Origin of the sequence: Paraburkholderia sp. GAS348 (assembly GCF_050434205.1) — a bacterium.
Lineage (GTDB): Bacteria > Pseudomonadota > Gammaproteobacteria > Burkholderiales > Burkholderiaceae > Paraburkholderia.
Window position 1 is genome coordinate 62,446 of record NZ_JBNPVT010000005.1, and the last position, 22,354, is coordinate 84,799.

Annotated in this window: 21 protein-coding genes; 10 read left to right on the plus strand and 11 right to left on the minus strand. The window is 61.5% G+C overall.

All coding sequences use genetic code 11. The annotated features are described in order from the left end of the window. Window positions 1–68: 68 nt before the first annotated feature. The 6 genes from P3T22_RS10735 to P3T22_RS10760 are packed head-to-tail and all read right to left on the minus strand — an operon-like array spanning window position 69 to window position 3,021. Window positions 69–518, minus strand: coding sequence for a hypothetical protein (locus P3T22_RS10735; RefSeq protein ID WP_201084430.1), 450 nt, complete (start codon window positions 516–518; stop codon window positions 69–71). Window positions 519–534: 16 nt separating this feature from the next. Next, window positions 535–1,251, minus strand: a complete 717-nt coding sequence (locus tag P3T22_RS10740) for a M35 family metallo-endopeptidase (protein ID WP_429324930.1) — start codon at window positions 1,249–1,251, stop codon at window positions 535–537. Further along, window positions 1,244–1,492, minus strand: coding sequence for a hypothetical protein (locus tag P3T22_RS10745; protein ID WP_429324931.1), 249 nt, complete (start codon window positions 1,490–1,492; stop codon window positions 1,244–1,246). The genes P3T22_RS10740 and P3T22_RS10745 overlap by 8 nt, the downstream gene beginning before the upstream one ends. Window positions 1,493–1,534: 42 nt before the next feature. After that, entirely contained in the window at window positions 1,535–1,759 is a 225-nt protein-coding gene (locus P3T22_RS10750; RefSeq protein WP_420488457.1) for a PAAR domain-containing protein, read from the minus strand. After that, window positions 1,760–2,332 carry a hypothetical protein gene (locus P3T22_RS10755; RefSeq protein WP_429324932.1) on the minus strand — a complete coding sequence of 191 codons (573 nt, stop codon included), beginning with the start codon at window positions 2,330–2,332 and terminating at the stop codon, window positions 1,760–1,762. It lies immediately after the preceding gene. A 17-nt stretch (window positions 2,333–2,349) separates the two neighbouring features. Next, window positions 2,350–3,021 (minus strand): PAAR domain-containing protein, encoded by a 672-nt coding sequence (locus P3T22_RS10760; RefSeq protein ID WP_120303414.1) that lies wholly within the window; start codon window positions 3,019–3,021, stop codon window positions 2,350–2,352. Window positions 3,022–3,660: 639 nt separating this feature from the next. Here P3T22_RS10760 and P3T22_RS10765 point away from each other — a divergent pair. Then, window positions 3,661–4,125, plus strand: a complete 465-nt coding sequence (locus tag P3T22_RS10765) for a hypothetical protein (protein WP_063494899.1) — start codon at window positions 3,661–3,663, stop codon at window positions 4,123–4,125. 118 nt (window positions 4,126–4,243) lie between these two features. Here P3T22_RS10765 and P3T22_RS10770 read toward each other — a convergent pair whose 3' ends face one another. Further along, window positions 4,244–5,227, minus strand: coding sequence for a helix-turn-helix domain-containing protein (locus P3T22_RS10770; RefSeq protein ID WP_063494900.1), 984 nt, complete (start codon window positions 5,225–5,227; stop codon window positions 4,244–4,246). Between the two features lie 327 nt (window positions 5,228–5,554). Here P3T22_RS10770 and P3T22_RS10775 point away from each other — a divergent pair, with 327 nt between their 5' ends. Both P3T22_RS10775 and P3T22_RS10780 read left to right on the plus strand, forming a co-directional pair. Continuing rightward, a complete protein-coding gene (locus P3T22_RS10775) occupies window positions 5,555–6,331 on the plus strand; it encodes an SDR family NAD(P)-dependent oxidoreductase (RefSeq protein ID WP_429324933.1) in 777 nt (258 codons plus the stop codon). Window positions 6,332–6,407: 76 nt separating this feature from the next. Next, window positions 6,408–7,946: an amino acid permease gene (locus tag P3T22_RS10780; protein WP_063494902.1), complete on the plus strand. Its 1,539-nt coding sequence runs from the start codon at window positions 6,408–6,410 to the stop codon at window positions 7,944–7,946. Window positions 7,947–8,062: 116 nt separating this feature from the next. Here P3T22_RS10780 and P3T22_RS10785 read toward each other — a convergent pair whose 3' ends face one another. Both P3T22_RS10785 and P3T22_RS10790 read right to left on the minus strand, forming a co-directional pair. Continuing rightward, window positions 8,063–8,566, minus strand: a complete 504-nt coding sequence (locus P3T22_RS10785; RefSeq protein WP_429324934.1) for a hypothetical protein — start codon at window positions 8,564–8,566, stop codon at window positions 8,063–8,065. 154 nt (window positions 8,567–8,720) lie between these two features. Continuing rightward, entirely contained in the window at window positions 8,721–9,152 is a 432-nt protein-coding gene (locus P3T22_RS10790) for a hypothetical protein (RefSeq protein ID WP_429324935.1), read from the minus strand. Window positions 9,153–9,852: 700 nt separating this feature from the next. Here P3T22_RS10790 and P3T22_RS10795 point away from each other — a divergent pair. From P3T22_RS10795 to glmS, 6 genes are all read left to right on the plus strand, one after another. After that, entirely contained in the window at window positions 9,853–11,844 is a 1,992-nt protein-coding gene (locus tag P3T22_RS10795; RefSeq protein WP_429324936.1) for a tetratricopeptide repeat protein, read from the plus strand. An 18-nt stretch (window positions 11,845–11,862) separates the two neighbouring features. Next, window positions 11,863–13,947 carry a poly-beta-1,6-N-acetyl-D-glucosamine N-deacetylase PgaB gene (gene pgaB, locus P3T22_RS10800; protein WP_429324937.1) on the plus strand — a complete coding sequence of 695 codons (2,085 nt, stop codon included), beginning with the start codon at window positions 11,863–11,865 and terminating at the stop codon, window positions 13,945–13,947. After that, window positions 13,944–15,215 (plus strand): poly-beta-1,6-N-acetyl-D-glucosamine synthase, encoded by a 1,272-nt coding sequence (gene pgaC, locus P3T22_RS10805; protein WP_063494907.1) that lies wholly within the window; start codon window positions 13,944–13,946, stop codon window positions 15,213–15,215. The genes pgaB and pgaC overlap by 4 nt, the downstream gene beginning before the upstream one ends. Beyond that, a complete protein-coding gene (locus P3T22_RS10810) occupies window positions 15,193–15,822 on the plus strand; it encodes a hypothetical protein (protein WP_063494908.1) in 630 nt (209 codons plus the stop codon). Before pgaC ends, P3T22_RS10810 begins: the two co-directional genes overlap by 23 nt. Before the next feature lie 237 nt (window positions 15,823–16,059). Continuing rightward, window positions 16,060–17,433 (plus strand): hypothetical protein, encoded by a 1,374-nt coding sequence (locus P3T22_RS10815; protein WP_429324938.1) that lies wholly within the window; start codon window positions 16,060–16,062, stop codon window positions 17,431–17,433. A gap of 38 nt (window positions 17,434–17,471) precedes the next feature. Continuing rightward, entirely contained in the window at window positions 17,472–19,058 is a 1,587-nt protein-coding gene (gene glmS, locus P3T22_RS10820) for a glutamine--fructose-6-phosphate transaminase (isomerizing) (RefSeq protein ID WP_429324939.1), read from the plus strand. Between the two features lie 109 nt (window positions 19,059–19,167). Here the strand turns inward: glmS and P3T22_RS10825 are convergent, their stop codons facing one another. Next, complete coding sequence (locus tag P3T22_RS10825) at window positions 19,168–19,923, minus strand: hypothetical protein (RefSeq protein ID WP_429324940.1); 756 nt, start codon at window positions 19,921–19,923, stop codon at window positions 19,168–19,170. A gap of 549 nt (window positions 19,924–20,472) precedes the next feature. Here P3T22_RS10825 and P3T22_RS10830 point away from each other — a divergent pair. Beyond that, window positions 20,473–21,861, plus strand: coding sequence for a discoidin domain-containing protein (locus tag P3T22_RS10830; protein WP_429325098.1), 1,389 nt, complete (start codon window positions 20,473–20,475; stop codon window positions 21,859–21,861). A gap of 24 nt (window positions 21,862–21,885) precedes the next feature. Here P3T22_RS10830 and P3T22_RS10835 read toward each other — a convergent pair whose 3' ends face one another. Next, entirely contained in the window at window positions 21,886–22,173 is a 288-nt protein-coding gene (locus tag P3T22_RS10835; RefSeq protein ID WP_429324941.1) for a hypothetical protein, read from the minus strand. Window positions 22,174–22,354: the final 181 nt, after the last annotated feature.

A 22,354-nucleotide genomic window follows, 5' to 3' on the forward strand; every position in this document is an offset into this window, starting at 1 on the left:
ATAGATGTGGAAAACCCCGTGGCAGTCGGGGCTTCGAGGGAGCACTACTTTTCGCCCATGAGTTAGCGTTATTTACCGTCGCAACAGTTGTGAGGGCAGCCTGGGCTAATCTGTACAGTTACTTCGCGGGACTCAGCGCTGGGAATATCTGTACTCTCTACCGGATATATCTGCGTTTTAAGTTGAAACGGTGCGTTTACTAGGCCATCCGCCAAGGCATCCTGCGTCACAGCAACAGCGCGCTTCATCGCAAGGGCGTTTGAATTTGCCTCTTTTTCCGATGCGCTTCCAACTATCGTTACCCACTCCTGTATCGCATATTTAGCATTCATCCGTGATACCCATTCACCAAGTCGCGAGCGTTCCGCCAAGCTGACTTTGTACCCGTTAACATCGAATGCGATATTCACTTGTTCAGAAGGCTGGTTTTGCGAGCCGCTGCATTCCGCGTAGGTGTTAGAACTGAAGGCGAGCGCTATAGGAAACAACGAAAATAGAACCATGGACTTCAAATTCATTTTTTGTCTTCCTTCTTTATCCCGCGAAAAGCGGTTCGCCATAAATTATATAGCCAGTAAGCGTATCGGCGTTGCGCAATGCCTGATCCGGGTTGTTTCTCCCCCATTCCGCCGAAACGGGATCAAGCCCATATCGAGCGTCAGTACTACCGAATGTATCCGTAAAATGCGTCACTTCGTGAATGAGTGTAGACAAACGAGAATCGCCGAACATATTCTGATCACGCAACCCATCGCAAAATTTCATGCCAATAGACACTAGCCTACGCTTTGTGTTAGGCCCGCAAACATGAGCAGCTTCCCGCTCGACGTTATTCATGTTCGGCACACAGCCTAACATCCTATCCAGCTTCGGGTCTGAGCGTACCAAACTGGTAGGCATAAGCGACTTGAGCGCGGCAGCATGACGGGTGAAGCCGCTTATAAGGTATTGCCTCGTTGTTTCGTCGCTTCGATTGAACCAATACTGCATTCGTTCTTTTGTCGCGCTGTCGTAGCGGCTTAGGTCTGCCAACCGTCGATCAACGGCAGCAGCGGCCCACTTTAGCAACCGTCGCGCCACCTCCCTAAATTCTTTGTCGGTCATATTTGGACAAATCGGCGTTGTGTCAATCTTCACATGGACCATTGAACCAGGAGTCGTATTCGTTACTGCGTCAGAGTGAACCTCAAACCACTCTTCATTCTCGTTGGATTTGAAGCCGTATTTATTGCTTCCCCAAAAGTCACTCATTTTCGATTGCTCCTGTAGTGTAAAGCTTCAAACTCGATGCAGCATCCGTCTTGATGCGCTCGGTTTTCCCGTTCGCGTTCGTGGCTCCCGTTATCACCCGTTCGTCGTCTACAACGATCCGGTATCGCACGTTCGCGAGCCGCCGCCATGCTTCATCGAGCAACGTAAATTGCTCGTCGTACTGCTCCGCTGGTGGGGCTTTGTGTGGCGCAGCGCTCGCTGTGCCGGTGTCTTTCTGCATGAACATTCCGGCATCCGCGCCCGCGATAACGCGGTTCTTTTTTCACGGGCATGGAACCTGATCACCGTTAATGGCTGCGGCTCGGCTCCGCTCGCCAACACCTCCACCGGTTCCAACAATCTTCCACAGGCCTTTGCAGTTACCACACGTCGCCTGGTCGCAGTGGAGTGCGACCTTTCGGCCTCCATCGTGAATCGTGCCACTGAATGTAACGACCTTGCCGCGCGTCGTAGTTGGGTCGTCATGCCTTACTGTGGGGATTCGCATTCAGGCGCTTCCTCCGTGTGCGTCAACCTCTAGCGTCAGCCGCAGCGCGCCTTCCGTGTTGATTCGCTGCGTGCAGCCGTTCGCATCGGTTACGCCGCTCGCTACGACCGTCGCCCCGTTACGCACCCGGTATCGCACATTTGGGAGTGGTTGACCGTTACCATCTTTAAGCGTGAACTGTTCGTCGTAAATGAGGCGCGGCGCGGGCGTTTCGCGGGCTCTTGAAGGAGCGGCGTCGCCGTCATCCCGGATAATCCAGCGACGCCCGTAAATAGCGATGATGCGAGGGTGGTCAGGACATTTGCATGACACCCAGTCACCCCCGACAGCCTGACGCCGCCCGCCGTTCACCAGATCAATCATGCGGCGCGCGCCGCTTACGCCCGCGCCTCCGATAATGACGCCCTGGCTATCACATGCTTGGCAATAAGCCGGATCACCGATAAACACCATGCGGCGAGGCCGCCCGCTTTCATCCGTAATCGTTCCACAATGTCCGCTCGCGAAAACCTGACTACCCTTGCCGCTCGTCAGTGGATCGCCTTCAACTGCTGCATAGTAGGTGCCTGCCATGTTTAGCTCCGTGCCCCTTACTGGCGCGTGAGTGCGACGCGGTGTTCGTCCAGGGGGACAAAGGTCGTTGACGTGCGCGGCTCGCGGTGCGGGCTGTCCGTGATGACATCGCCGTTGTCCAGCAGACTGCCAACGACCGCATAGGCATGGTTTGCATTGCCTGGAATGCCGACGCCGGTAATGATGCGTGCGCGGCTGCCGTCCTGGTACTGGACGAAATCGCCAATGCTCGCGGCGTATCGCTGCGTTTCGCCAACTTCCCAGGCGCTTGACGCTTCGAGCACGACGCCGCCCCGCGCGGTTGTTGCACCGCGTGTTGCGAAACGAGCCACGGGTTTTCTTGGTGGCGGCGTCCAGGCAGGGTCGAACAGGCCCGCGATCTTTTCGCCATCCTTCACGGTTACGCCAGCATCAAGCTCGGACCACAGCGTTTCGATGATGCGGTCGCCGTTGCTGAGACTGCTGCCGACAATCGCAGCGGGGCGATCTGCAATGACAAAAGCGAAACCGGCGCCATCGGTAATGACGGCCTCGCTGCCGTCGCGGTAGGTGACAACACAGCCCACGGTCGCGACCGGCAAACCGGCAAGATGAAACGTTGAGCCGGTAGACACACGCCCGCCGCGCTCGGTGCGCGCGCCGATGGTGGCGAACAGGTACGTCGTCTGGTTTTCCTTCTGTTCCGGCATCTTCAAGTCTCCTGCGTGAATGAGCACGGCTTCGGCTGCCACGTAAGGGCAGGCACGCTATTAAGCGCGTGCGGAAATCAAGCCTAGCTGAATACAGAAACAGAACGAATAGGAAAAGCCTGAAAAATCACAAACCACTTCATGCCGTACCACGGCGATTGCGCGAAACGTTACAGATGGTGGCGGGACTGTTGTAAACCCGCTTGAAGGCGCGTTTACTCTGGCTTTTGTGGCCGGGAAAAAGCGATGCCGGAAGACGTGCTGAGTATTGAAGAGGCGTTTGACGATTTACGCGATCCGCGCAGTCGCACGCCAGTCACGGGGCAAATGTAAAGATTAGTTATAATTTGCGCGTTTAGCCTGTTTGGTTGATCGTCCCAAAAAATAGGTGATTTACATTGTTTCTGCCGTTAGACAAAACGGCGCGGGTTTGACAGCCTGCTGAGTAAAACCGCACTGCCCGCGAAAGTGGGTGGTGCTCACCTACGCGCGCCTTTTTCTATGGGCGGGTCGTGGCGAGGGAGCCGAGAGGCTCGCCGGTTTTGGTTTTACTCCCGGTCTGTCAACCTTGCTACGTGCCCGCTCACCCCATCTTTTAGCGAGTGTCGGGCGATTCAGGAACGAACCGGAAATCGCACCATGAGCAAATCTACTACGAAGACCCAACCCGAAACACGTCCCGCCGTTGACGCTCTCCAATACGAAAAACTAGCACTATCGGCGCACAATTTGTGTGGTCGCCAGTTGGACCAACTCAGGAGACTGGCTACTCTTGCGGCCTCAATATGCAGGACTCCTTCCATGACGCGGGACGAACGGCAAAACCAGAAAGCGCTGTTGGAACTGCTGGTCGAGACTGCCGAAGGTTATGAGCGGGAGCTCGAATGCGACCTCGAACTGTACCGGGTGATTGCACTCGATGCTAAGGGGATTGCTCACAGTCGTATCACGGCTAGATGTGCTGCGAACCTTCTGTCTGAGGCAGCGCAGGCGGCAGTGGAAACCAAGGCTGATGCGGAGCCGAGTATGGCTGCAACGCGCGAGCCTGTACGGGCAAGCGCTACTGCGAGGGCCGGTGAGCAGCAATCAGCCGCGCAGCACTAACCAACAATAACGGCCGCCGCGTCGCCGCAGCCAAGAAGGCGCGTTCAAATCGCGCCTTTTTTATTGCCTCTTGCGGTTTTTCTCGCGGGCAAGCTTGGCGGTCGGCATGAACCGAACTTCAATCTGCGCGGCGCTTACTGCTGCGCCAGGTCTCCGATGGCAATTCCCCGAATTGCCCGCGATACTCGCTCGAGAAATTCCCAAAATGCCAGAACCCCCATCGGGTAGCGACCTCGGTAACGGATGCGGCGCCTCTTAGTTCGCGCCGCACGTGATCAAGCCGAACCGCTCGTATATACGCTGAAGGATTCACCCCAAGGGTATCCTCAAACGCATATTGCAACGTTCGCCGGCTCGCGTGAAACCGCGCACATAGCTCGGCAACGGACAGCGGGCAATCCGGCGACTCTTCCACCACCTCGCGAATCCCTCTCACGAGTTGCCAATTCCGCGCGGTACGTGCCTCGAGATTCCCGTGCGGGTCCGCATGCTGCATGCCCTGCAATGTCTCAGCGAGACCGAAGATCACCGACTTCTCAAACGACGCCGCAACACCGGCATCATCGAGCAACGTCGGCGTCGCCGCCACGGCATCAAGCAAATGCTTCAGGACCTCGCGAAAGCCCTGCAATCTGGCAGGATCGACATTCAATACGCCAGGCTTCGCGCCCAGCAGCGACGTAATTTCATCGAGCTGCGAGCGCACCCGTTCATCACCAATCGCGCCAGGCTCGATCTCCAGATTCACCACGACGTGCTTGTCCGGCGATAAAAACTCGAACCCACCATCGCCGGAAAATACATGCAGTCCGTCACGATGGCTCGTCTGTCCGCACAGCAGTGCATGTCCTTCGAGTTGAAACGGAATGCCCACCGCCAGCTTGGATCGCGCCACCTGGCCGCGTTGATAGACCGTGCGGTTCAGGCGCTCCACCAGCACCCGCACGCCGCCCGCAAAAAACGAACTCACCGAGCCGTCGAAGGCGCCGCGCGAAATCTGGCAATAGCTCTGGTTCCACGCGTCGAGCAACATCGCCTGCTCGTCGATGTTCCTGCAACAGCGAATCTCGACGGCGCTGCTTGTCTGATTGACCGGCTGCATAGCTTCTCCCGATTCTGGTGGCGCTCCCCGAAAGCCTCGTGCCGATCAGTGTATGCGAAAAAAAATTTACGTCGCAGTGCCGGAGCGACCCATCCGGGGCACACATGTGGCTTCCTGCCCCGTGCCCGCACAGATCATGAGCACGGCGGCTGCCCGATACGGCAAGCATCCAAGTCTGGATGTAATGCATTTGTCAGTAAGCCGGATTTTTACGGGATTTTTACTTTTTGCCAATTTTGGATAGTCGCCGCTTTTTGCCGCCCCTACTTTGTGCACAACGCAACGCAATCCAACGCACTGCACTGGACACTGGAACGGGAGTCACGCATGAGCAGATCGGCAGGCAGGCTTGAGGGCAAGATCGCAATCGTGTCAGGCGGCGCGACCGGCGCGGGCGGCGCGGCTTCACTGCTGTTCGCGCAGGAAGGCGCGCAGGTCGCCGTGGTCGATATCAACACCGACGCGGGCGAGGAAGTCGTGACGCGCATTCGCGCGGCGGGCGGCACGGCCGAACTGTTTGCCGCCGATGTGTCGAAACGCGCAGCCGTGGATACCGCAGTGGCGAACGTCATGGCGCGTTTCGGGCGCATCGACGTGCTGTTCAATCACGCCGGCAGCATCGTCGTGAAGCCGTTCGTCGATACCACCGACGAAGACTACGACTGGCTCATGAACGTCAACGTAAAAAGCATGTTCATGATGACGCGCGCCGTGTTGCCGCATATGCTCGCGGCGGGCGGCGGTTCGATCGTGTGCACGGCGTCGATTTCGTCGGTGGCGGCCACGCCGCTCGAGGTGCTGTACTGCACGACCAAAGGCGCGTGCGCGATGTTCGCGCGTTCGATTGCCGTCGAGTATCGCGACCGTGGTATTCGCTGCAATGCCGTGTGCCCCGGCTTCATCGATACGCCACACGGACGCCGCGAAATCAGCGCGCTCGCCAAGTATGGCTTCGATGCGAGCGAAGCGGCGCTGTCGGTGCAGCAGGGCCGTCTGTGCGCGCCGGAAGAAGTCGCGCGCGCCGCGCTCTTTCTCGCCAGCGACGATGCCAGTTTCGTCAACGGCGCACACCTGTACGTGGATAACTGCTTTACGGCTGCGTGAGCCGGTCCCTCGTTGCGCGGTCACGCCTCTGCATCGCTTAGCCGCTTCGTCATAACCCTGTTCAAAGGATCGCGTCATGGACATCAACACGGCCGTGCCGTCGGCGGATCTCGCCGACAACGACGTCAAGCTGTTGCACAAGATGGGCTACGCGCAGGAACTGTCCCGGCGCATGGGGGCGTTCTCGAACTTCGCGGTGTCGTTTTCGCTGATCTGCATTCTGTCGGGCGGCATCACGTCGTTCCAGATGGGCTTGTCGGCGGCGGGCGGGGCGTCGATCGGACTCGGCTGGCCGCTCGGCTCGTTGTTCGCGTTGGTCGTGGCGGCGGCGATGGCGCAGATCGCGTCGTCGTATCCGACGGCCGGCGGCCTCTATCACTGGAGTTCGATTCTTGGCGGCAAAATGTGGGGCTGGCTCACCGCGTGGCTGAATCTGCTCGGTCTCGTGTTCGTCGTCGCCGCGATCAATTACGGTACCTATGATCCGTTCTTTCGCACGTTGATCGCACCGATGTTCGGCGTGAATCCGGATTCGCTCGGGTGGTGGCAGCAGACGCTCTTTCTGACGGTGATCACCGCTTCGCAAGCATTCCTGAATCATCGCGGCATTCGCATCACCAGCAAGATCACGGACCTGTCGGGTTATCTGATCTTTGTGGTGACAGTCATGCTGGTGGTTTCCCTGCTGGTGTATTCGCCGGTCAAGATCGACCTGTCGCGGCTCTACACCTTCACCAACTTCACGGGCGTCGATGGCGGCGCGTGGCCCAAGCAGACCATCGCCATGGCGTTTCTGTCCGGCCTGCTGCTGACTGCTTATACGATCACGGGCTTCGACGCCTCCGCGCATACCTCGGAGGAAACGCATCACGCGGCGCGCAATGTGCCGCGTGGCATTGTCGGTTCCGTGTTCTGGTCGACCACCTTCGGTTACGTAATGGTGTGCGCATTCGTACTGGTGATGCCGGATATCAGCGCAGGGGTGAAGCAGGGCACCGGGTTCTTCGAAGCGATTCTCGCGCCGATTCCGGGACCGCTGCGCATCGTGATCGAATTGCTGATGTTCTTTATCAACTACGTATGCGGTCTCGCCGCTGTCACGTCGACCTCGCGCATGATGTTTGCGTTTGCCCGCGACGGCGGCTTGCCTGGCTCGAAATGGCTGCGCAAAGTGAATGCGGCACACCGCACGCCGGGTGCCGCGATCTGGACCTCGGCGGTGCTGGCGATCGTGGTGACGTTGTACGGCGACGCCTTCACGGTGCTGAGCGCGGGTAGCGCGGTGTTCCTGTTCATCTCATACGCCATGCCGATTGCGGCTGGCATTTTTGCCGAAGGTCGCGTGTGGAAGGAAAAGGGCCCGTTCCAGTTAGGCATGCTATCGAAGCCGTTCGCGGTGGCGGCGGTGTTCGGCGCACTCGTGCTCGCTTATGTCGGTATGCAGCCGCCGAATCAGAAGGTGGTGTACGTGATTGTCGGATTGCTTGCGGTGTTGCTGGCGATCTGGTACGGCGCGGGCGTGCGTAAGAGCTTTGCGGGTCCGCCGATCGGCAACGCGTCGAAGGAGCGCGAGCAGGAACTGAGTGGGATGGAGGGGCAGCTGGGGGAGAGCTGAGTCACAGCGCGCTCGGGGTAAATCTTGCCTGCGGGCAACCGAAGGCGGGAATGAATCGCGGCGCGCACACCCCATCTCTACTACGCATACCTTATCAATTAAATCGTTCACAGCGGCTAATGTGTCGGCTCCGCCAGACCTCCATGCCTGCCGCGACGGATCGACAGTGCCAGACGCCGCGACCTGTCCTGCACGCCGTTAGCGGAGACCTCCTCCGTAACGGGCTTGGCCGGCGTCGTCTCGCTGCGCCACCCGCCCTCGACGATTGCGCGCTGAAGCAGCGTCTGCGCTTCGGTATTGCCGCCTTCTAGCGCGAGCACGGCGCTCGCCGCTTCCATCACGCAAGGCCATGCTTTGGCGAGCGCGCAGGCCCGCGCGCGCGCCAGTTCGCCAGCGGAACCGGCCGGCGCCGGCGCGGCTTCGAGCCGCTCCGCGACCGGACTTAAACCGGATGAGGCGGCGTTCACAGTAGGGGTGGCGGCCGCGGTGTCGACCGATGTCGGCGTTGAGTGAACGAGTGCGACCGGCTGCCGCGTCCGACCATCACGCCCGTTCCCTTCGAAGATCACGACCGCCGCCAGGATCAGCACGAACGAAGCAAGAGTGAGCGTCGCGCTCATGACCAGGCCCCAGCCGAATCTGGGAGTTGCCGTGTTGCGCGTGTCTGGCGACGCAGCATGCATGGCTTGCAAGGATGACGCTTCCCCGTTTCGCTTATCGCTCATCGCTACGCCCGGTCCGGTTAAGGTAGCGCAGCGTACCGAATGGTCTGCGTCACCACTTGATCTGTGTATCGAAGGTGCCGGTTTCCACGATTTCGAACTTCATCTCGCCGCGATAGGTACCTTCTACGCGATAGCTCGCAGTGGGAACGGCGAACAGGCAACGGGGACCTGATGCAACGAAATCCATCAGCACACGTCCGTGACGCCGCAGCTTGACCGATACGTCTGACAATGGCGCACCGCCCTGTCCGGACACGAAGGTCACGCCAAGATTGAACGGGTGGTTAGGATCGGGCGATGTGACTGCCTTCTCGAAGCCGGCCTGACCGCAGACGTAGTAAAGCATTTCCTGGGCCCCGGCCGCCGCATTCGCCTCCGTGTTTGGACCAGAGCCGGCGGGCCTTTCCTGCGAGACCGCGATGGCGCCGCTGCTAAGCGCGGCAGCAATGACTAGAAAATGCACTTTGCGCAAGCTGCCCATGACGACCTCCCTCCCACGATCGTTGTCAACAAGAATAGGGACGCGCCGCCGAAAACGCAATGAAAAAAAGACGGAAAAATTTCCTCCGTGAATTAATCAGGAATACGATTTACCGACTTATTTTTATTTTGACCTGACCCGTTGTAACTAAAGTTTACTTCCGAATCGAATTGCAACAGCGCAAGCGGAGAACGTGCCACGACGGGAGCCCGTGCCACGCAAAACGAAAACGTTGATGGGTGTGGCTCTGCCCGAAAGACCGCTGTTCTGCTTACGTTTGCAACGATATAAAGCGTTTTTCCGGGCGTTACAATTGCGCTCGCGCATTAGTAGGCACCCCGATAGCGGGCGCGATAACGCCGGCTATCATTCAGACACGCAGCAGCCTGGATGTGTCTTTGCGTTCGCCGAATCAAGCGGTTTTCTCGCACTGGCAGTACCGAAGGACCCGTTTCGCGCCGCGTCGCCTGGTCGCCTGTGAAGTATTCGGCACACGACGGTCACCTTCTCTTCCCGCCATATTCGCTCCGCGCGGTCACGCTGACCGGGCACGAATGTAGCTATTTTCGATGCGGTCATCGTTCCACTACGACTGCAGTCCTCAGAAGAAAGTCTTCAACACCAAGGACCTATCGTGATTGCTCTGCCAAAGCGTTTGCGTACGTCGAGTTGCAGTCCTTTCGTTAGCTGTGCGCCAGTCATGCTCCTGCTCATCTCGTCGATGTGTGCCGCGGTCGAAACGGATAGCAGCGATGCGCGTGAGCCGACCGATGTCGCAGACTCGCGCAACGTCGCCGATACCCAGTCTAGCGATGCGCTGCGCAAGGAGGTGTTTGGTCTCGCCACCGGCGGTGGCGCCGTCAAGGCGTTGGAGGAGGCCAAGGCGCGACCTGATGTATTTACGCCGGTAGATATTGCACAGCTTGAAGAACTTGCAGTCCGCCAGCAGGTGCGCGGCGGACGCGACAAAGCGCGCGCGATGACCAGCCCGGATCGCTTCGACGCGCTCGACAGCGCGCTTCAGGAAGCCGATCGGCTGGACGCGAACTGGCCGCGCACGCCGGACTACGCAGCGGTGCGCTACGCACTCGCCGGCGACCGCACGGTCGCGTTCGCGGGGCGCGGAAAAATGAAAGACGCGGTGGCTTCCTACGAGTCCATTCCGTCGAGCGCCGAAATATCCGTCGAAGCGCTCGGCGCCGCAGGCGACGCTTACAGCTATCTGAACCAACCTGACAAAGCTGAAGAGGCGTATCGCAGAGCCGTCCGGCAGGCGACCGCGGCAGCAGCCGATCCGGCCACGCGCGGCTATCAGTATGGGACCCGCACGCGCCCCATTGATCTGCGCGAGGGGCTGTTCTATGCGCTGTGCGACCAGGGAAAATATGTGGAAGCGGGCAAGGTGCTCGACGAGATCAGCGCGTCGCTGCCGCCGGCCGATCAGGTGAGACCCGAGGATGTGGCGAACGACGACTATCAGCGGCTGTACCGGTTACGTGCGCAATATCTGATCTACGTCGGCAAGCCCGATGCAGGACTGGCGGAGTTCAAGCGCCTCGAACAACAAATCCCATTTAGTGCGGATGTGCGCAACGCCGAAGCCGACACGCTGCTGGGCCAATCGCGCGTGCGGGCGGCGCGCGATGTGTACACGGCGACGCTGAATGATCATCCGGATAACGTGGAGGCGCTGTCCGGTCTCGGGCGCACCTCGATCGACATCGGCGACTACTCGAACGCGCGGCAGATCAATGACGCGCTGGACAACACGTTTCCCGAGAATGGCGCCGTGCGCAATTTCCAGCGTGACTACCGGGCTTTTCATGCGCCCGTCATGAGCATCGACGTGAACGCCGAGCATGGCAACTCCGTGCTCGCCGACAATTCGTTCTCAACAGACGTGTTCCTGTACTCGCCACCGATTGCCGACTACTGGCGCGCGTTGGTGCACACGTTCTACGGCTATGCGAGCACCGACATCGGTAACGTGAACCGGATCCGCCAGGGAGTGGGCGGCGACTACCGGCGCGGGCCGCTCACGGTGCTCGGCGAGCTCACCCGTTCGTTCGGCCCCGACGGCCGCACAGGCGGCAATGGCGAAGTCGAGTATGCATTCAGCGATTACTTCAAGGCGACAGCCGCGGTGGACAGCGATGACAACGCGCTACCGTGGAAGGCCTATGTCGAGCACATCTGGGGGCGCACGGCACGCGCGGGGTTCAGCTTCGCCAACGGCGACCGTCAGTCCGCCAATCTCAGCTACTCAGTCGGCCGCTATAGCGATTCGAATTTTCATCAGGAGATCACGATCGGCGGCACGCAGCGCGTGTTCACCGCCGCCAACCAGCTGATCAACGTGTCGCTGACCGGCGACACCAGCAGCAATACGGTCGCCAACGCCGCCTATTTCAATCCGTCGCGCGACTACTCGATCGAAGCGACCGCGATGCATCAATGGTCGATCTGGCGGCGCGGCGAACGGGCGTTGCAACAGCGCATCTTTCTGTCGGGCGGCGCGTACAACGAACGGGGGTTCGGCACAAGCGCGTTCTGGGGTGCGCGCATCGAGCATGCATGGACGTTCACTCACGACATCACGTTCAGCTATGGCATAGGTGTGGCCAGCCACGTCTATGACGGCTCACGCGAACTCTCCGAAACCGGCTACCTGGTACTGAACGTACCGTTCTAACGTGGGAAGGGTTCGACGATGGAATCACGCAGGCGCTTTATCTGTGGCTGTCTCGGAGCGATGGCGGGCTGTACGCTGTTTCCTTCGCTGACGCCCGCCAAACTCATCGACATCCTGCCGCCGTCCGATCCCGCCGACGGCAAGACGTTCCGGGTGATCTGCTTTCACGACGTCCGCGACAATCTGCGCTCGTCGTTCGATACGATGAACATGCTCGACCCCTATGCGGTCGACACGGGAACGCTGACTTCGATCTTTTCGTGGCTGCAAGCCAACACGTATCGTCCTGTCACCGTCAGGGATATCGAGGCGTCGCGCAACGGCGGCAAGCCGTTGCCGCCGCGCGCCGTGCTGCTCACCTTCGACGACGGCTTCCGCAGTCATTACAAGAAGGTGCTGCCGCTCCTGCAGCGCTTTCGCTACCCGGCCGTGATGGGCATCGTCACGTCGTGGGTCGACACACCGCCCGACACGCCGGTGCGTCTTGCCGACAACTTCGTCGTGCCGCGCGACACGTTCATGTCATGGGACGACGTGCAAAAGGTGGCGGCCTCGGGTCTGGTCGAGATCGCGTCACACACCCACGACCTGCATCATGGTGCACTCGCCAATCCGCAGGGCAATGAGCTGCCGGCTGCCACCTCGCACCTGTACCTGGCCGACCAGAAACGCTACGAGACCGACGCCGAGTTCGAAGCGCGCGTGACCGACGACCTGCGCGAATGCCTGCAGAAACTGCACGAGCGCACCGGTGTCACCGTGCGCTCGATGGTCTGGCCATACGGCGCGGAAAACCAGCCGGTGCGGCGCATTTCGTCGTCGCTCGGCATGCACACGCAGTTCACTCTCGAAGCCGGCCCGAACACGCCGGATGTGCCGCTCGACCGGCTGCGCCGCATTCTGATGACCTACAACGTCGACATCGGCGCCTTCGAGCTGTCGATGCGCGAGCCGGCGACCAATCGCGGCGAAATCAATCCGGTCGAGCGGGTCGTCCAGATCTCGCTCGACGACGTGTACGACCCGCAGCCCGACTTGCAGGAGAAAAAGCTTGGCGATCTGATCGAACGGATCTACCGGATGCAGCCGAGCTCGGTGTATCTGCAGGCGTTCTCCGACCCAAAGCACACGGGCGTCGCCGAAGCCGTGTATTTCCCGAACCGCCATTTGCCGGTGCGTGCCGATTTGTTCTGCCGCACCGCATGGCAGCTCAATACGCGCTCCCACGTTCAGGTCTATGCATGGATGCCGCTGCTCGCGTTCCGTCCGCCGGCGGCGCTCGCCGGGCGTATGGAAGCGGTCACCGCCGCGGCCGGCGCGCCGGCGAACCGGCGCGAGGCGAACCGCTATCGGCTGAGCCCGTTCGATCCCGCCGCACGCACCTTCATTCGGGAAATGTATGAGGATCTCGGCAAGTATTCCGCGTTCACCGGCCTGATGTTCGGCGAGGACGCGGTGCTCGACGATTACGAAGATGCCGGCCGTCACGCGGCGCAGATGCTGCAGCGTTGGGGGCTGCCCACCGACATCGGCCGCATTCGCGCTGACCCGGCGCTGATGAACCGCTGGACCGACGCGAAGACGCAGCACCTGATCGATCTCACGAAGGAACTCGAACAGATCATTTTCAATAGCCAGAACGGCGGCGACGTGCTGACGGTGCGCAGCATCTACCCCGAGGTGTTGCTGGACCGCACCGCCCCGGCTCGCTACGCGCAGAGCTACGCGGCCTTCCTGAGCAACTACGATTTTGTCGCCGTGTTGGCGATGCCGTCGCGCGAAAACGTATCGAACCCCGAGCGTTGGCTCGACTCGCTAGCGGATATCACCCAGGCCACGCCGGGCGGCGAGCGGCGCACGGTGTTCGAATTGCAGGCGGTGGACTGGGGCACCGGCGCCGACGTCCCGACCGCGACCCTGCTCGGCGAGATGCGCCGGCTGCGGCAGCGCGGCGCAGTGAACTTTGGCTACTACCCGGACAACTTCGCGCGCAACGCGCCCGAGCTGGATGCGATGCGTGACCTGATGTCGCTGCGCTCGCGGCTCGATCCCACTTCGATCAACGCGTTGCTTCAGGCCCAGCACAAAGGAGTGACACGCTGATGACGCACGTCATTATCAACCGCCTGCAAGACTTCATCTTTTTCTATCCATTCTTTATGTCGTACCTGTGGATGATCGGTGGCATCGTGCATTTCTTCGCGCTCGAAAAAGGCCGCACGCGATCCCGGCGAGCGCTGGTGATGGCGGGCATGCCCAAGGTGTCGGTGATCGTCCCGTGCTACAACGAGGAATCGAACGCGCATCGCGTGATCCGGCATCTCGCGCAGCTCGACTACGAGAACTACGACATCGTCGCCGTCAACGACGGCAGCAAGGACCGCACCGGCGCGATCCTCAACGAGCTCGCGGCGGAAATCCCCCACCTTACCGTGATTCATCATGCCAGGAACGAGGGCAAGGCGATCGGGCTCACGACTGCGGCGGCCGTGACGAACGCGCCTTATCTGATGTGCATCGATGGCGATTCGCTGCTCGCGTCCGACGCGATCGAATGGATGCTCGAGCATTTTATCTCCGACCCGAACGTCGGCGCGGTGACCGGCAATCCGCGCATCCGCACCCGTACATCGCTGCTTGGCCGGATGCAGGTCGGCGAGTTTTCGTCGATCGTCGGGCTCATCAAGCGCACCCAGCAGGTGTACGGGCGCATCTTCACGGTCTCGGGCGTCATCACGATGTTCCGCAAGACGGCGCTCGCCGATGTCGGCTACTGGAGCTCCGACATGCTCACCGAAGACATCGACATCAGCTGGAAGCTGCAATGCCGAGACTGGCGCGTTGCATACGAACCGCATGCGCTCAGCTGGATTCTGATGCCCGAGACCTTCAAGGGCCTCTACCGGCAACGCCTGCGCTGGGCCAAGGGCGGCATTCAGGTGCTGATGAAGTACGCGCCAGCGATTGCGCGCCCTTCGCAGGTGATGATGTGGCCGCTGTTTGCCGAGTATCTGCTCGGCATTGCATGGGCGTACGCAATGACGTTCATTCTCGGCCTCGCCATCGTCGGCCTGATCGTGCCGCTGCCGAGCGACTGGCACATTGCCTTGCTGCCGCACTGGCACGGGATGCTGCTGGTCGCCACCTGCATTCTCCAGTTGATTGTCGGCTGCCTGATCGACGGGCAGTACGACGACAAGCTGCTGCTGTATTTCCTGGACACCGTCTGGTATCCGCTCGCTTTCTGGCTGATCAACATGGTCACCACCGTCGTTGCGCTGCCCACCATCGTGCTGCGTCAGCGTGGCAAACGCGCCATCTGGACGAGCCCTGACCGAGGTATTCAACATGAACAACGCGCCCGTCATTGACCTCTCGCTGCGCTCCCCCCGTCAGATCATCGCCGACAAAGGTCTGAAGATAGGGCTCGCGCAAGTCGTATGGTTTCGCCTCGTCCGGCCTGCTTCCGTCGGCTCAATGTGGGCGGCGATCGGCGTCTATATCTACCGGTATTTGATGCCGTTCGACGAGGGCGATCTGCCGCTCGAACAGCTGGTTTCGTATCTGGTCGCGATCGGCTCAATTGCGTCGGGGCTCACGCTGTGGATGATCGCGTCGCGCGTCGCCCATCCGTTCGCGTCACGCTCCAGGATGCAACGGCTCGTGCGGCGCACCGCCGGGCTCACGGTCGAGCCAGGGCCGCTCGCCGCGATGTCGATGGCGCGCCGCGGCGCGGTGTCGCGCATCTTCGTCGCGTCGCACGATTCGAATGGCTTGATCGCCGCGCTCAAGGCGCTGTCGAACCCAGCGCCGAGAAAAAGCAACGCCGCGCCGGCGCGCCGCCCAACCGGGAGGGCCGAGTCGGGCTTGCACTGGCCCGAGTCGCCCGCGCCGTCTTCCCTCAACGGAAGCTGGAACGCTTCGTTTAGCGTTCACTATGTGGTGGGGCGTCGCCGGGAGCCCGATGCAGGGACTTGAGCACCCTATAGCATTCACACGCACGCATTTCGAGCGCTGGGCGCTGGCGGACGAACACGCTGCCGCGGCCGCTTGCGGCGATGCCGGTAACGCTCAGCTTGTGCCGCGCCGCGCGCACCGAGCGAGGGGTCACGCCGAGCGCCTGCGCGACAGCGTGCCTACATCCCGTCAGTTCGGCTCGCGCCGTGTAAGGCATGCGCCGCAGACGGGATCGCCGGATGAAGGAGAACGACGACAATGCGCAGAATCAACCGGGATCCAGCTGCCGTTGCTGGCGCGCCGGCACAACCGCGCGCCCGTCTATCTGATCGGCCGCGTGGCGCAGCGCGCGCGTGGCGCGCTGCGCTGCGGTTCGCCACGCGCGCTGCCGCTCTGTGCGCCGCCGCGTCGGGCATCGCGCTCGCCACCAGCAGCCACGCGGCGAGCACGGCCTCGGCCACGCTGCGCACGCCCGTCGGCGCGGTCGTCGCGGTGCCGGCGCCAGGCGTGGGCGATGAGCGCCGCTTCATGCACGGCATCGCCGAAGCAAGCGCGGGCAACGGCAAGACATGGGTTTTTTTCAGCAGTTCCGGCCTGCCGCCGCGCGGCGCCAACCGTGACGGCAGCTGGCCGCATGACGTCTATGTCGGCGAATGGTCGCCGGGCGACGCGCACCTCTCGCATGTGCGCATCTTCATCAAACGGCCCGAGGCGCAGGAACCTGTGTCGGTTGCGCAGAACGCCGCTGGTGACATCTTCGTCACGTTCGAAGACGGCTGGAACACGCCGAACAACGTCAGCCAGCGCTACGGCGTGTACCGGCAGAACCTCGCGGCGATCAAAGCGTATCCGAACGACGTCGAATCGGGCGGCCACTCCGGTCATGTCGCCGCAGTCGGTGAGCGCTTCGTCGTGTTCTATTCGGCGGACTGGGTCGACGGCGGCGGCGTCGATAATCTCGGCACAGGCGGCGGCGTGTACGTGCAAGTCTATGACGCACGTGGCCGCATGCTGTCGCATGTCGATCTCGCCGCCCACGTGCGCGAGTGGTGGCCGATGGTCGCCGGCTCGCCGCATCAGGCGTTGCTCGTCTGGCAGAAGTACATCCCCGGCAGCACGAGCGCGTTGCTCGAATATGCGCTGTTCGATCCGTCCACCGGCAAGCTGATCCGGCCCGCCGACAGCATCGACGCGTATCGCGTCCAGTACTACGTGTACGCAGCCGCCTACGTTCCGGCGATCGAACGATTCGTCGTGGAAGCCACGCTCGAGGACGGCCGAAGCGCGGTTTTTCTGATCGACGACGCCGGCCGTCGCACGGCCGAACTCAGTTGTCTGCCCGCGTCCGTACGCGAGTCGGGTATCGGCGTCGCGGCCAGCACGGCGTATGTGCCCACCCGCGACGGCCGTCTGATGGCGCTGGCGCTCGAGCCCGACAAGATCATGTTGCGCGGGCTGCAACGTGCGCCGTTTGCGTGGGGCAATACGGGCGCCATCGGCATCCAGAGCGGTGCGGACTCAATGCATTTCATCACGCTGTCCCCGGCGGGGCTGCGCGAAGCGGACTTCAACGCGAAGCGCGAGGTGGCGCCAGGACCTGCCGACCGCTGCGCGACGCAAGCCGCACAGTGACGCAAGGACTGACCAGTTCGACGACAACGGAGGCGAACATGTGTGGAATCGTGGCAGGCGTTGCCCAACGCAGCAGCATCGTGCGGGCGCTGCTCGAAGGCTTGAAACGGCTCGAATACCGCGGGTATGACTCATGCGGCGTCGCGGTACTTCAACAACACGGCGCACCGCGCCGCATCCGCACGCTCGCCCGCGTGCAGGCACTCGAAACGGAGGTGCGCGCGGCCGACCTTAGTGGTTCGACTGGCATCGCCCACACGCGCTGGGCGACCCACGGCATGCCGGCGATCGCGAATGCACATCCGATCTTTTCGGGAGACCAGATCGCCGTCGTACACAACGGCATCATCGAAAATCATGAAGCGCTGCGTGAAGCGTTGATCGCCCAGGGCTATGAGTTCGCGAGCCGCTTCATCTACCTCGAGGATGGCGATATCGCGGATCTGCTGCGCGGCGACGTGCGCATCGTCGAGCGCGACGGCGGCCCGGTCGTGCGCGATGTGCGCACGGTTGCGGAGCAGCCGGCCAATGCCGATCTGGGTGCCTATCGCCACTACATGCAAAAGGAAATTTTCGAGCAGCCGCTTGCCGTTGCCCGCACCGTGCCCCACCTCCACTCGCTCGATGCAACGCTGTTCGGCACCACCGATCCCGTCGCGTTTGCCGGCATCGATAGCGTGCTGATGCTCGGCTGCGGAACCAGCTATTTCTCGGCGCTGACCGCGCGGGCGTGGTTCGAGAGCATTGCCGGCATTGCGGCGCATGCGGAACTCTCGAGCGAATACCGCTATCGCGACTATGTGCGGCAGCGCGGCACGCTCGTGGTGCCGATCTCTCAATCGGGCGAGACTGCCGACACGCTGGCCGCGCTGCGCTACGCGCAATCGCTTGGCGAGGAGCGGACCTTGACGATCTGCAATGTCGCGGCGAGCGCGATGGTCCGGCAGAGCAGGTGGGCGTTCGTCACGCAGGCGGGGCCGGAGATCGGCGTGGCGTCGACCAAGGCGTTTACCACTCAACTGGTTGCGCTGTTCCTGCTCGCATTGACGATCGGCCGTCAACGCGGCCGCCTAAACGCCGCGCAGACAGCCGCCTTGCTGCGTCAACTCGTCGGGTTGCCGGACGCATTGCGCGGCGCGCTGGCGCGTGAGCCGCAGATCATGGCATGGGCGCAGGAACTGCACCGGAAGGACCACGCGCTGTTTATCGGGCGCGGGCTGCATTACCCGATCGCGCTGGAGGGGGCGCTAAAGATGAAGGAGATCTCGTACATCCACGCGGAGGGTTATCCCGCCGGCGAACTCAAGCACGGGCCGCTCGCCTTGGTGACCGATGCGATGCCTGTCATCGTGACTGCGCCGAACGACATTCTGCTAGAGAAGCTCAAGTCGAACATGCAGGAGGTGCGAGCGCGCGGCGGGCAGCTATATGTAATCGCCGACGCGAACACGCATCTGGCGAGTGCGCCTGGTGTGCGGTTGATATGGATGCCTGATTACTACGGTGTACTGTCGCCGCTGCTGCATGTCGTGGCGTTCCAGCTGCTGGCGTACCATGTGGCGTGTCTGCGCGGCACCGATGTCGACAAGCCACGCAATCTTGCGAAATCGGTGACGGTGGAGTGAGGGCGGCGGTATCGGGCGGAGCGTCAAACAACGAGACCCCGCCCAGTTCGGCAATATTTCGCGAACCGCCCTGCAAGCAAAACAGGCGCCTCTAGAGTGGCAGTTCAGCTTAGTGGTGGTCGAACGGCAGCGAAGCCATCTGGGTGCTGGTCTTCGCTTCATGCCTTCCATGCGGCCGGTAGAGTTTTCCCGCGTAGCGATTTACCGCGCGTCTTCCCTGAGCAACGTGCTGCATGCCGAACGGCGACGCGCTCAGCGTATGAGGGGGCTCACAGCCTGGCCGCGTGTTCTTCTGGCAATCGACGTTGCGCAACGCGGCCCCGCGTTCCGACAGAAGCGTGGCCGAGTGGCCCTGCGAACCGGCTCGCGACGTGCCGGAGCCCTGGCGCAACGAACGGCTGGCGGTGACCGAAGCCAGGTTCGTCTTGCGAGCCTCGCCGGCATCCGTGTTGGCCGCCGGCGGCGCTCCGAAATAGCGCGAGGTCTGCGAGTAGGATGTCCCCTGCAACCGGTCACCCGGGAACCAGTCCATGCCGCTCACGACGCCCGACGTGACGAGCGCGTCAACGCGTTTCAGCGCGGCGCCCGGCCGGCCCATTCCGGCAATTGCCACATAGCCGCCGAAGACCAGAAGAAACGCGGCCGCAGCGACCGCGGGCGCTATCCATGGCGTCATCTCGCGATCTGCTTCTTCTTCCCGCGCATCCAGGTCCGGCGGCCAGCCGTCCCCCAGCACGTGCGGCGCAGCGCGTCTCCGCAGACCAAAGCTCAATCGATCCGCAATGCGGCCCCACCTTGTCACGCCTGCTGAGCGGGTATCGGTGCTGGACGCAGGTGTATCGCTGTCGGGGTTTCGGCTTGACATGATTGCGGTCCCTTTCGGCTCGACTATTTTTGTCCACTTCAATCTAGCAGACGCACGCGACGGCGCCACACCGATCGATACCGTGGACGAAAGGCCATCCAAGTGGGGTCGCTCCCTTTGATTCGGATTACTGGGGATCGACCCTCGGGCGTCGGTTCAGAATCACTTCGGCCCAAGAAACAGACATTTTTCGCGCATACGCAGCATTTTTTGTTCCCGCAGGTTTTCTTTTTGCGCGTCCGCAGCTATCCTCTGCGCCTGGTTGTATGAAGTAGTTCCATACCCCACGTCCAGACCTGCGACCCGCTTTGTCGTTCCGCAACATCGCGCTCGTGCGCTGTCCAGATCACAGCGCGAACCGCGGACAGTCAGAACTCCTTTCCTGCTTCTCAAGATTCACATTCAGCGGCCGTAATTCATTCGATGGGTGACGCATCGTGCTCCCTCGAACTGATCCGGGCGGCCGTGTCTCGTAGCGGGTCTTGTTTTTAATTCCCATCGTTTTTAACGAAGGAGTGCCACGTGTTGCGTTTCAGTTTCTTCAAAACAATCGGGCTTGCCGGCCTCGTGTTCGCGGCCTGCGCCGGTCAAAGTAACGCTGCCTGCGTCAACAGCCCGTCCGCCCAGACGGACGCATCGTTTCCCAGCAGTTTGACCGGCAAGCTGGCGTACCACAGCTACGTAAGTTACGGCGACGGTACCAGTCAGATTTTCATCTACGACTTCTCGGCTCCCACGCTCACGCAAGTCTCGAAGAGCACGTGGGGAATCAAGGACCCGATGAACGCGGTGTTCAGCCCGGACGGAAAATGGCTCGCCTTCATGGGCGTGACCAACAACGCATGGAACGTCTTCATGTGGCAGGTCGGCTCGACCAACGCGCCGATTAATCTGACCAACAGCACCGGCCAGACCCGCAACGAAGATCCGAAATTCAGCAGTGACGGAAGTTTGCTGTTCTTCAAGCAGAACGGCGACGTGATGCAGGCGACGCTGTCGTTCACCAGCGCCGGCCCGACGTTGACGTCGGTGACGGACGTGACGAACTCGGCGCCCTCGATCGAAAACTCGATGCCGTTTCCGACGCCCGACAGCAGCGCGATTTATTACGCCACCGGAACCGGCGCGGGCCTCGGCCTGTATAAGGAAATCCTTGCGACCCACACGAAGGTCGCGTTCGATACCCCAGCGGGCCTGTCGACCTACTATCCAATCGTCCGCGCCGACGGCACCGTCTTCTATGCGCGCTGGAAGGACGCGACGAGCCAGGCCGACCAGATCTACTCGAAGCTGAACCCGGGCGACACGCCCAATCAGCTGCCGATCAACGACTGCAAGAGCAATAACTCCGATCCGTCGCCGGTCAGCAATACCAGCTATGTGTTTTTCTCGTCGACCACGGCGGGCGGCTACCAGCTTTACGTAGGCGACGCGAACACCGGCAAACGCTGGAGCCTGACGCAGTTCGGCGTCAATGCCGACAGCACCAAGGCGAAGCTCGGTTCCAACTACTACGCGGGCGCGAGCACACCGGCAGCGGGCCTGCTGTCTCAAGGCAAGACGGCCACTGCTTCGTCCAGCTATAACACGAGTCTCACGCCCGACAAGGCGTTCGACGGCAACACCGTGAGCACGCGCTGGGACTCGATCGAAGGAAGCAGCGCCGGCACGCAATGGCTCGTGGTGGACCTCGGTGCGGTCAAGAACATCACCAGCGTCGATCTGTACTGGGATGCCGGCGCGAAGGTGTACTCGATCCAGACCTCGAACGACAACGTGAACTGGACCACGATCTACTCGACCTCGAGTGGCGTGGGCTACGGCCATGTGTCGATCCCGGGCCTGAAGGGCAGCGGCCGCTACGTACGGATGGTCGGCACGCAGCGCGCGACGCCGTGGGGCTACTCGCTCGACGAGATGCAGGTCTGGGGCTACTGACGCGTCCCGGCAGCCGGCGCCCATTCACGCTCCGATGCGGCGCGCCTGCTCCAGCAACCGTTCGCGCTCGCTTGCGTTGCGCGTCATCGCGGCCGCCCGCACGCGTTGCGCAATCCGGGCAAGCGTCAACGACTCGGCTCTTGCCACGTGGAGTGCCGTGGCGACCATCGCTTCAGACAACGCCCGTGGACGACCACCGTTATGGCCGCCGATCGGGCCGCACACCCCGCTGTCCCGCCATGCGTGCGCCCAGTTGTAGATCGTTTGCCCGCTACCACACACTTCATCCGCTACCCCGGCATCAAGAAGCATCAAGAAGGCGCCAGGTTAGCGAAATTCAAACAGAGTTATCAGGAAAACTTAGTGTGTTCCCGCCATTCAATGGCGGAGACGAACTGATCCTTACCTGACACTTTCGGCCCTTGGCCCGTCGATTGCCGGCCGGTCTGAAGCTGTCTTATTTCCGTGTTTCACATCTGCAACATTAATCGCC

Coding starts and splice junctions, on each gene's coding strand:
- P3T22_RS10735 (WP_201084430.1), bottom strand. CDS start 518: ATGAATTTGAAGTCCATGGTTCTATTTTCGTTGTTTCCTATAGCGCTC.
- P3T22_RS10740 (WP_429324930.1), bottom strand. CDS start 1,251: ATGAGTGACTTTTGGGGAAGCAATAAATACGGCTTCAAATCCAACGAG.
- P3T22_RS10745 (WP_429324931.1), bottom strand. CDS start 1,492: ATGCAGAAAGACACCGGCACAGCGAGCGCTGCGCCACACAAAGCCCCA.
- P3T22_RS10750 (WP_420488457.1), bottom strand. CDS start 1,759: ATGCGAATCCCCACAGTAAGGCATGACGACCCAACTACGACGCGCGGC.
- P3T22_RS10755 (WP_429324932.1), bottom strand. CDS start 2,332: ATGGCAGGCACCTACTATGCAGCAGTTGAAGGCGATCCACTGACGAGC.
- P3T22_RS10760 (WP_120303414.1), bottom strand. CDS start 3,021: ATGCCGGAACAGAAGGAAAACCAGACGACGTACCTGTTCGCCACCATC.
- P3T22_RS10765 (WP_063494899.1), top strand. CDS start 3,661: ATGAGCAAATCTACTACGAAGACCCAACCCGAAACACGTCCCGCCGTT.
- P3T22_RS10770 (WP_063494900.1), bottom strand. CDS start 5,227: ATGCAGCCGGTCAATCAGACAAGCAGCGCCGTCGAGATTCGCTGTTGC.
- P3T22_RS10775 (WP_429324933.1), top strand. CDS start 5,555: ATGAGCAGATCGGCAGGCAGGCTTGAGGGCAAGATCGCAATCGTGTCA.
- P3T22_RS10780 (WP_063494902.1), top strand. CDS start 6,408: ATGGACATCAACACGGCCGTGCCGTCGGCGGATCTCGCCGACAACGAC.
- P3T22_RS10785 (WP_429324934.1), bottom strand. CDS start 8,566: ATGAGCGCGACGCTCACTCTTGCTTCGTTCGTGCTGATCCTGGCGGCG.
- P3T22_RS10790 (WP_429324935.1), bottom strand. CDS start 9,152: ATGGGCAGCTTGCGCAAAGTGCATTTTCTAGTCATTGCTGCCGCGCTT.
- P3T22_RS10795 (WP_429324936.1), top strand. CDS start 9,853: ATGCTCCTGCTCATCTCGTCGATGTGTGCCGCGGTCGAAACGGATAGC.
- pgaB (WP_429324937.1), top strand. CDS start 11,863: ATGGAATCACGCAGGCGCTTTATCTGTGGCTGTCTCGGAGCGATGGCG.
- P3T22_RS10810 (WP_063494908.1), top strand. CDS start 15,193: ATGAACAACGCGCCCGTCATTGACCTCTCGCTGCGCTCCCCCCGTCAG.
- P3T22_RS10815 (WP_429324938.1), top strand. CDS start 16,060: ATGCGCAGAATCAACCGGGATCCAGCTGCCGTTGCTGGCGCGCCGGCA.
- glmS (WP_429324939.1), top strand. CDS start 17,472: ATGTGTGGAATCGTGGCAGGCGTTGCCCAACGCAGCAGCATCGTGCGG.
- P3T22_RS10825 (WP_429324940.1), bottom strand. CDS start 19,923: ATGTCAAGCCGAAACCCCGACAGCGATACACCTGCGTCCAGCACCGAT.
- P3T22_RS10835 (WP_429324941.1), bottom strand. CDS start 22,173: ATGCTTCTTGATGCCGGGGTAGCGGATGAAGTGTGTGGTAGCGGGCAA.